Annotated in this window: 12 protein-coding genes; all 12 read left to right on the plus strand. The window is 31.2% G+C overall.

What is annotated here, in order from left to right; genetic code table 11:
* The first annotated feature begins 112 nt into the window (after nt 1–112).
* The 12 genes from ACE01N_RS19700 (at nt 113) to ACE01N_RS19755 (ending at nt 9,759) form a co-directional block, all read left to right on the plus strand.
* The gene (locus tag ACE01N_RS19700) at nt 113–742 is read left to right on the plus strand and encodes a hypothetical protein (RefSeq protein ID WP_380592658.1); all 630 of its coding nucleotides are present in this window, start codon (nt 113–115) and stop codon (nt 740–742) included.
* Between the two features lie 201 nt (nt 743–943).
* The gene (locus ACE01N_RS19705; protein ID WP_380592660.1) at nt 944–1,720 is read left to right on the plus strand and encodes an energy transducer TonB; all 777 of its coding nucleotides are present in this window, start codon (nt 944–946) and stop codon (nt 1,718–1,720) included.
* Between the two features lie 255 nt (nt 1,721–1,975).
* The gene (locus ACE01N_RS19710; protein ID WP_380592662.1) at nt 1,976–2,392 is read left to right on the plus strand and encodes a hypothetical protein; all 417 of its coding nucleotides are present in this window, start codon (nt 1,976–1,978) and stop codon (nt 2,390–2,392) included.
* Between the two features lie 180 nt (nt 2,393–2,572).
* On the plus strand, nt 2,573–3,079 hold the full coding sequence (locus tag ACE01N_RS19715) for a hypothetical protein (RefSeq protein WP_380592664.1): 507 nt from the start codon (nt 2,573–2,575) through the stop codon (nt 3,077–3,079).
* Between the two features lie 155 nt (nt 3,080–3,234).
* Complete coding sequence (locus ACE01N_RS19720; protein ID WP_380592666.1) at nt 3,235–3,783, plus strand: hypothetical protein; 549 nt, start codon at nt 3,235–3,237, stop codon at nt 3,781–3,783.
* 175 nt (nt 3,784–3,958) lie between these two features.
* The gene (locus ACE01N_RS19725) at nt 3,959–4,840 is read left to right on the plus strand and encodes an AAA family ATPase (protein ID WP_380592668.1); all 882 of its coding nucleotides are present in this window, start codon (nt 3,959–3,961) and stop codon (nt 4,838–4,840) included.
* Between the two features lie 336 nt (nt 4,841–5,176).
* Complete coding sequence (locus tag ACE01N_RS19730; RefSeq protein WP_380592680.1) at nt 5,177–6,295, plus strand: AAA family ATPase; 1,119 nt, start codon at nt 5,177–5,179, stop codon at nt 6,293–6,295.
* A gap of 152 nt (nt 6,296–6,447) precedes the next feature.
* On the plus strand, nt 6,448–6,876 hold the full coding sequence (locus ACE01N_RS19735) for a hypothetical protein (RefSeq protein ID WP_380592670.1): 429 nt from the start codon (nt 6,448–6,450) through the stop codon (nt 6,874–6,876).
* Nucleotides 6,877–7,096: 220 nt separating this feature from the next.
* Nucleotides 7,097–7,690: a hypothetical protein gene (locus ACE01N_RS19740; RefSeq protein WP_380592672.1), complete on the plus strand. Its 594-nt coding sequence runs from the start codon at nt 7,097–7,099 to the stop codon at nt 7,688–7,690.
* A gap of 142 nt (nt 7,691–7,832) precedes the next feature.
* Complete coding sequence (locus ACE01N_RS19745; RefSeq protein ID WP_380592674.1) at nt 7,833–8,573, plus strand: hypothetical protein; 741 nt, start codon at nt 7,833–7,835, stop codon at nt 8,571–8,573.
* 1 nt (nt 8,574) lies between these two features.
* Nucleotides 8,575–9,018, plus strand: coding sequence for a hypothetical protein (locus tag ACE01N_RS19750; RefSeq protein WP_380592676.1), 444 nt, complete (start codon nt 8,575–8,577; stop codon nt 9,016–9,018).
* A 189-nt stretch (nt 9,019–9,207) separates the two neighbouring features.
* Complete coding sequence (locus ACE01N_RS19755; RefSeq protein WP_380592678.1) at nt 9,208–9,759, plus strand: zinc-ribbon domain-containing protein; 552 nt, start codon at nt 9,208–9,210, stop codon at nt 9,757–9,759.
* Nucleotides 9,760–10,031 lie beyond the last annotated feature (272 nt).

Consider the following 10,031-nt stretch of genomic DNA (forward strand, 5'->3'; position numbering starts at 1 on the left):
TATCCTACCTTGCTCCGCCGAGGCTACGAAAGGCAAGGCGGACAGAAACTGCCACGACACCATACCGCGGGAACGTTGTAACCAATGCTAAAACAAACTAAGCTTTAATAAAATGAGAATTAGAAATTACCTTTTGATTTGCTTATTAGCTTTAATATCATGTACAGAGAATAATGAAGAAATAATTAAAGAGGTGCTAATACCTCTTTCTGTCGGAAACGAATGGATTTATGAATCTTCTAAACCGAGTAGCTCAATTATAAAAGAGCAAACACAGACCATTGTAAAAGATACATCAGTATTAATAGATGGTGAATCGTACAAAGCATATATATTAATTGCTTACGAAAATATAACTGACGAAAATAAATTTAATATTTACTGGGGACATGACTCAGAAGGAAATTTAATTCAGTATGGAGGAAAATATTTGGGAAGTTCTGTTATTGATAAATCAATACAATTTAAGAAAGACGTTTCTGCTGGTGATTCTTGGAATTATAATCATATAATCTATTCTGGAGACGAAGGATTAGTTGCACGTTCAAGTAATATTGAATGTATTAATACGGATACACTTATCACAACTAAAGCTGGCAACTTCAATTGTGTTCATCTCAAAGAAGGCTCCATGTTTGAGTATTTTGTAGATTCCGAAATTGGCATTATTAAAAGGATTCTATTAAATGATGGAGAGATATCAAGTGAAATATCTTTAAAAGAATACTCAATAAATGAATAAAATTTTAACTACTAAAAAAAAGCACTGGTTACAACACGCGGTCATAGTGCATGGCAGTACTTTTAAACTAAATAATTCAACGTTCGCAGCCAGCTCTTTTCGTCCTGACAGTTCCTTTCCTATCGGACAGAAACTGCCACGACACCATACCGCGGGAACGTTGGCGTGCATGCTGAGGAACCGGCCGATACATTGATAAATATGAAAGTATTTTACTACATACTAACTTTGATTACACTATCTGTTTCGATTGAAAAATCCTACGGGACTGCTCAAATTCCTGATTTTTTGATTTATAAGGGTGACACTCTTTCAATATATGCTAATCCCTTGGAAAGTTATTTTGACACTCATCCAAGACCTGATAGTTTATTTGACTACAATTCAACCTCCTGTTGGAGAGGGTATATTGGATATTGGGAATTAAAAAATGATAGCCTATTTCTGATAAATATTCTAGGAGACTCATCAAGCATAGATTTGTCATTAATATTTCATGATAGAGATATAAAAAATAAAATATTTGCTGACTGGTACGATTATTCAATTTATAATCCTTACGGAAAATTACTTCACTACGAGCATATGGGATATTCCTCGATTTATGAATTTGAGAGAGAATTTGTCTTTTCCAATGGAATATTAAAAAGTATCAATTATTTTGATAATTCTAAATCTAAAAAATCTAAATATACACAAGACAAAAATTTGTTGATTGATTATATTAAGACAAATACAAATCACTCTCTTTTGCCTGATACTATTGATAAAGCACGAGTATTTGTTCAGATTATAAAAGTTTCTAAAACAGGACAAATTGATAGTGTATCGATTGTCCGTGGATTTAATGATACACTAGACAAAGAAGCATTGAGAGTAGTGAAATCAATTCCTGAATGGCATATATTGTATAATCATGGAGAACCATTTAATTTAATTTGGACAATTCCAGTGATATTTGATAGAAAAAATGAATAAGCACGACACGCCAACACGCGGTCATAGTGCATGGCAGTACTTTTAAACTAAATAATTCAACGTTCGCTGCAAGCTCTTTTCGTCCTGACAGTTCCTATCCTATCGGACAGAAACTGCCACGACACCATACCGCGGGAACGTTGGCAGTAATTTTCAAAAAGGACTGTGCATTACACCTAGATTTATGAAATAAATAATGACTGCTATCTTTACAGTATGGAAAGATTTAAATTAAGTAATTAATAAACATACGGCATGAAAAAGTATTATTACACATTGACATTTTTATTAGCATTCATGACTTCTTGTTCGACTTATTATATGACTCAAAATAGTTTTAAAGAGCAACTTGAAAACATTGATCCAAACAAAATTAATGACGCATATGATTTTAGACTTGGACTTACTGGTGTTGCTTTAAAAGGTGGTAAAAATTTTTATAATGGCATCGAGACCCTCAAGTGTAAAGATAAGAATGGAAAAGATGTAATCTTTACTGTTAAACCCCAAACTGGGATAAGATTAACTGATAGCACTGGACGTCATGTACAATTATATTTTGATTCGGTCTTCTTAAGAGATAGTTTAGTTTATGGAAGTAAATCTCATTTCATTACACTTCCTGTAACTCCAATGAATATTAACAAACTTACAAAGATTGAAATTCAATAAAAAAACTACTGCCAACACGCGGTCATAGTGCATGGCAGTATTTTTAATCAAAAAACATCAACGTTCGCGCAAAGCTCTTTTCGTCCTGACAGTTCCTATCCTATCAGACAGAAACTGCCACGACACCATACCGCGGGAACGTTGGCAGTAATGCTGACTCGTACTAAAAAACAGAACACGATGAGATTTTCTTTCATATTTGGACTTTTAATATTTTTTTCAAGTTGCTATGCACAGTTAGATGACAATGAACATAAATTTGGACAGTTTAAATATTATCAAAATGACACAATTCAAACCAGATTGAAGGACATCGTTAGGACTGATTCTATTAAAAGTTCGTGTGATTTGATTTATAAATCATATGATAGAAATGATTCATTAGTTTCGGAACTGAAATATAATCAATGTCAGAGCAATAGCAAAAATGGGTACTTAACTCGTAATATTTACCGAAGAGACGGAAAGATAATTTTATATGAGTTATTCAATATGGAAGGAAATATAATTGAACGATACAAATTTGATTATAATAATAAAGGACAGATTATAATGAAAGAAGGTTTCGGGTCAGGTGAGATAGGTATAACAATAAAATACTATTACTCAGATACTGACGAACTGATTGAGAAAAAAGCTTTCAGATCTGGGAATGAAGTAAAGGATTATTTTAAAACAATGAAATAAAGCACTACTGCCAACACGCGGTATAAAACATTGGGGTGCAGTAACAAAGAGAAACATTGAGTCACGCAACAAACCTGGTCACGAAGGATAGTACACAACGCCGCGATTCCCAACGATTTCATACCGCGGAACCGTTAGCGGTTATTTGAAAAAACATGAAACAATCAATTAGACATATCGATAATAATGGTTTTTGGAAAGGATTTTATACGGTTACTCTTTTCCTTGGATTGACATTATTGTATTTAGAGACTTTTCTTTATCGAAAGACTCTTATTGATATTAGCATTTTGGGGATTATTGTTGTAGTTGCTGGCATTGCAACCTTTACATTGACTAAAAAACATTATAAATCAACTTATAATTTGAGAGGAAATTTTCTCCCATTTATACAAAGCATTTTATCCATGGGATTTATTGTAAGTTATTTATTCTTGGCTTCAAACTATTATCTATCCGACAATGATACAACAGAACATAAATTGACAATTAAGTCGAAAAGTTCGCTACCTGGTTATAGAATTACAAGTAAACGACAACCGACTATAAAGATTGATTATGCCGATTTTGAAAAAGAACTTGTTTTTTACACTTCAGACAAGGAGCTTATTGAAAATGCCAAAGGAATAATATTAGAAATACGAAAAGGAGCATTAGGATTTGATATAATTGATAATTATAAAATTATACTTGATAAAAATTAAAAAACAACCGCTAACACGCAGTCATACTGCATGGCAGTACTTTCAAATAAAATATTACAACATTCGCAGTCGGGCTATTTCGTCCTGACAGTTCCTTTCCCCTCGGAAAGAAACTGCCACGACAGCATACTGCGGGAACGTTATGCGCAATTAGAACATCTGAAACAGAATAGCTATGATAAGACCCATTGATATAATTGGATTAAAAAATTTTCGAATTTTTGATGACAATAATGGAATTTTAGAGGAGATAGCTCCAATAAGTATTCTAACTGGAGCAAATAATTCTGGAAAGAGTTCGATAATAAAGTTTCTTCAAATGCTTAAAGATAGTATGGCGGGAAATGAATATCCATTTGATTTAGATTTAACAAAACAAGAACATTTATTAGGAGACTTTGATAATATTTTATTCAACAGGGAAAACAGAGAAATTGCAATTTGTCTGCCTTTTATATTTCTAGGCATCAAGAATTTTTATATTTCATTAAAATTTGAAGTGCCATCACATAAGAATGTCTATCAAGCTAAGCTAAGAGAAATAGAGGTTATTGATAAAAAGAATAAGATAGAAATATTGTCTTTCAAATATAGAGAGGCTACTGATTCTGAGAAAGAAGCTTATAAGGTAGAATTTAAACAAAAACAAGAGGAATACGAAAGAACTAAAAAGGAAAAGGGCAAAGAGAAAACTAATATATTTTCATCACATTTCTTTCTTTTTCCTCCAATGGAGAATCCTCTAGTTGGATATATTGATTGGAATATAAAGCTAGATAAACTGAAACAATATTTAGAAGAATTGTTGAAATTTTATGAGATATATTTAAAGAATAAGAGCAATAGAAAATGGCTAGAAAATGCAGACAAACATCTTGAAAACACCTGGCTTTTACCTTCTGAGCTAATAAATTCTTTCAAGAATGAAATTGATTTAAAAACATGGAATGATTTTCTTGATAAAGTAATTAATGAGAAAAGCTCGCTTAGTGGAAAAGAGCATATCGGAGAGAGAGATTTTGATGCAGAAGATTTTTCTATCCTCCTTCAGAAATAGAAGACCTTGTTTATTATAATGCGTTAAAAATTTTAAAAGAAAACTTAAATTGGAATAGTGCAGAAAGAAATGATAGTAAATATTCAGTACTTGAAAACTGTTTCAAGACAAGCTGGAAAACATTAATTCAAAGAGTTAATTCAATAAATTACCTGTCAACAATACGAGAGGAAAATTCACGAATTTATACGGCAACCAATAACTCTCCATTTATTAAATTATTAAAAGATTATAATTCGAATGAATTTCAGCATTCAAGTTTCATTAATAAATATCTAAAAGCTTTTAAAAATAGGAAAGGAAATTTCTGTTAATTACACATTAAAATATCAACTAATTAGTGTTTCAGTTGTCACATTTGAAGGTGCAAAAAGAGACCTTGTTGATTTTGGTTACGGCATTAAACAATTGATACTTATCCTAATTCAAATAAGTGTATTAGCAGAAAGCAACAAAAGAACGATTGAGGATTATGATGAAGATGGAGAGTACATGTATGATTTTTATAATCCAAGCATGTTATTAGTTGAGGAACCAGAAACAAATCTTCATCCAAAGTGGCAGTCTTTGTTAGCAGAAATGTTTGTAGAAGCTCATAATGATTTTAATATACAGTTCGTAATTGAAACTCATAGTGAGTATTTAATAAGGAAATTTCAAACATTAGTTGCAGACGATAAAATAAGCGGAGAGAAAATTAAAATATTTTATATCAGGCATCCACAGGATACAAATCAAGATAATAAACAAATTTCAAGCGTTAATATTCAACAAGACGGTAGCATAAACTATCAAATCTTTGACGGAGGTTTTTTTGATGAAAATGATTCTCTAGAATTAAGTTTGTTAAACATTCAAAGAGATAGATTTTTACATGATTTTGATGAGCTAAAAAAGAATAAAGAAGAAAATGAAAATAAGATATCTGAATTAGAACAAAAGATTGATGATTATACTAATAAATTAGATATTCAAATATACCAAACGATTATAAATACTCGGTTTGATGTTTCTAAAATATCTGCTATTAGTGTTAAATATTTATCTTCTGGACAATTTTTATTGAATACAATTCATGAAACAAGTGATTTTTCGCCAGTCATAATTCAGTATGGAAGAACTATAGAGAATGAATTAAAGGAGATATTTATTGCAATTGGAATTACAGATGTTAAAAAATTAATGCTTGGGAAATTTCAAGGCTCTCTTGAAAAATATAAAACAGGAACAGCAATTCAAAGTCCACTAAGTAATGATGAATTAATCCCATTACCAGCAGAAATGTCAAACAGATTTAAAAATCCCAAAAGTTTAAAAATTGAATTGCTTGATGAAATAAGGGTTGGTAGGAATGATTCGGGGCATTCAGGTCAGACAAAGACAAAACAAGAAGCTATTAACTATATTGAGAAAGTCAATGAGTTTCTTGATAAATGGATTTTAGAGAAAAAGTAAATAAAAGCGCATAACACTTTGTATAAGTAATGGCAGGCAATGTGGTAAATATCAAGGTTTGTAGCCCGCTCAAACTACGTAGCGGGTTGACAGGAAAGAAGCCCGCAATCTGCCACTACTCATACAATTTACCGTTGTATGCAATTATGAAAATGAAGATCTTATTTAAAATATTGGCAGCTGTATTCTCTTTGATTATTTTGACAAGTTGCGAAGGTTTTAAACGTTTGGCAATTTACAATACTTCTATAAATAAAGTAATGTTGACTATTAAACCGGGAATTGAAGAGTTCAATAAAATGAAAATTACTGATTATCCAACTTTAAATAATATTGATAGTGTTACTAAAATAATAGAACCAGATAGCGCCTTTATATTATTATCAAAATTTACCAACTTGACTTTTAACACAAAAATTAAAGAATCTGATCTGAAAATTAATTATATCAGAATTGTGACTAAAAATGATACAATAATAGCTAATTCTAAAAAGGAAATTGTAAACCTAATTTATAAAAATCGAGAGAGAAATATTAAGACGAATGGTCGAAATTGGGTTATAATGAAGATTACGAAATAATGAATAATAACTGCATACAACACACGGTCATAGTGCATGCGGTTTTGCTTTTAATCTGCAAATCCACATTCCGTATGCCGTCGTTTTCGGCTTGACTATCTACACTTCGTGTGACAGTCAACCGCACGACACCATACCGCGGGAACGTTGTGCCCAATGCTGAGAATGACTGATACAATTAATTTAACCATTTGACTTAGAGATGATAAATAGGGATATTATGAAATTAGGGAGCTTAATAAAGATATTACTACTAATTATAGTGATTATTGACTTTTATTTCCTGACATCCAAATTTGATTGGAATGATACATCTGGATTTATATTCTTTATATCATTTTCTATATTATTTACTGTTATAATTTTACCATTAGAAATATTAATTATTTTAGGTTTTCGTAAGATTTTCCAATATAAAAAATTTAGCTGGATTCGACTGATTGTTTTATTACCTGCTTCGATTGAGATATATCGTTCAACCATTCAAACTATAGAAAAAACAACATGGCATGGATTAAATGAACATCATTTGATTGCAATACTTTGGATAATGTTTATGTTTCTTTATCGCTACAACTATATTCTAATATCTAGCAGAAAAATAAAATATCAAGGACCTGGGGGGATGTATGACTCGATTAAGATAAAATGGGATACTGTGATTAATGTAAATAAAAATGATAAGCTCATTGAGATTGTATCGGATGATGAAAAGCTTGAAATTAATATTGATAAAATTAGGAAAAAACAATTACCCCTACTGATAAGATTAATTGATGAAAATGTAAAAAGCACAGGGCACAACACGCGGTAAAAAACATTGCGCAGATAGTGCTATATTTGAGCAACATAACACTTAATCAACGGCTTAGCGGCTTGATACTGAAATGCTTTTAAGTGCGCAACGATTTCTTACCGCCATCCGTTAGCAGTAACCCAAAAAAAGACTCAGCATTATGAAATTACCAAACTGGTTTAAAATAATATGGTGGATATTATTACTTGGATTGACAGGGACAATTCTATTCAAGAGATTTGAGGCAATAACATCTGGGCAATCGGTTCCTGTTGATATTTTTGTGTTCTTGATTTTCATTGTCCTTATGCTTGTTCCAATATTTTCTGAAATTGAGTTTTTTGGAATAAAACTGAAAAAGGAATTGAACCAACTTAAAGATGACTTAGATATTAAATTTGGAGACATCAAAAATGAAATTAAAAATAGCCAAACACAGACAGTTAATCAGACATTTCAAACATTAGGTCCTCCCCCGCCAGATAATAAACTACCAGAGTTACAAGATGAAATTGAACGAATACTAAGTGTTAAATTTTATACTCATGGAGCCGTGGCAGTTTCAAAAGATGCGAAAATTGCGAGCAGAATTGATGTTCCAGAAGATAATCTATTGATGTTTCAAGTAAGATATAATATCGAAAAACAACTTAGAAGAATTTGGGAAGAAAGATTTAATAGAACTGAATTTGACGATAGAATCAGACACATACCAATTACAAGAATAATTCAAGAACTATCTAAATCAGAAATAATTAATGGCAATTTTTATGGAATACTAAGAGAAATACTCTCAATTTGTAATTATGCAATCCATGGAGAAAAAGTAACAGAAAATCAAATATCTTTTGTTACTAAAAATGCAAAACAAATTATAGATTATTTAAGCGAAATAAAATAATATGGATTTATTTGATTATCCCAATAGAGCAAAATGGCTAGAACGCAGAGATTGGATTGACAAAGAATTGGAAAAAGCTGAGACTGGATTTTCATATCTTCTAAGCGACCATTCCACAGCTCTTTTTATGGATATGCAAATTTCGTATTGTTCAGGTGCTTGGATTTCTGTTGTTATAATGTCTGTATCTGTAATAGATGCACATTTGAGAGAAACTGAAGCAATGGATACTTCCATCGGAACAGCAAAATTGTTAAAGGAACTTTATGAAGGTGAAGGAATTGATTGGTTAAGACAATTACGCAATAAATATGTTCATGTTAATATTGACAAACCAATACTTGAAATGAATGATTGGTTTAATAATCAGAAACAATTAGAGAAAGATGCTACAAAAGCGATGAAAATGACAATTTCAGCTTTATTCCAAAATCCAGGGACATGAATAATAAAGGGCAACTGCTAACAATGTATAAAAATAATAGCCGAGACAGTAGTAAATTCAAAGGTTGTAGTCCGCTTCAACTTTCGTGTAACTTGACAGGAAAGTGCCACGTAGTCGGCTACTATTCTTATACTCACCGTTAGCGGTAATGCGAAGAAACAAAAACTAATTTTTTAAAACTTATAAATAATGGGGAAAATTACTTGTTCAAACTGTGGTTCTGAGAATAACAATACAAATAAGTATTGTTCGAATTGTGGATATGAGATAAAAAAAGAGAAGCCGGGAGAGGTAATTGTTGACAAAATTGAAAAACCAAAATCAAAAAGATCAAAATTAGTTGGTTCATTAGTAGGAGTAATTGCATTTTTCTTAGCATACTATCTTGTTCAATATTTCTTTTTCCCCACTCCTACATTAGATAAAGTCTTAGCAAAAACAGCAAATGAAATAAATAAGACTTGTCCTGTAATGGTGGACCAATTTACACAATTAGATAACGTTGCTGCAATGCCAAATAATTGTTTTCAATACAATTACACCTTAATCGAAAATACGATTAATGAAGTAAACTTAGATACAGCAGCAAAGTATGTAAGACCAAATATAATTAACAATGTAAAAACCAATCCTGATTTAAAATATTTTAGAGATAACGATGTAACATTAATTTATAATTATAGAGATAAGAACGGAGTGTTTGTTGTCAAGTACGATATAACACCCGAAACTTACAAATAAAGCACTACAGCTAACACGCAGTCATACTGCATGGCAGTTATTTTAAATAAAATATTACAACATTCGCGGTCAGGCTCTTTTGTCCTGACAGTTCCTTTCCCGTCGGAAAGAAACTGCCACGACAGCATACTGCGAGAACGTTGTATGCCATTTTGAATGAGAAAAATAATCTTCATATTGATTTTAATTCTAACGACTTTAAGTTGTCAAAGAAATAATTCCCAAAGTAGCAAAGTTCCTGTTGAGTATTATTATGTGCAATATAACTTGGA

The organism is Quyinboa ferrireducens (assembly GCF_042436675.1).
Classification (GTDB): Bacteria; Bacteroidota; Bacteroidia; order Bacteroidales; family UBA5342; genus JBHJHP01.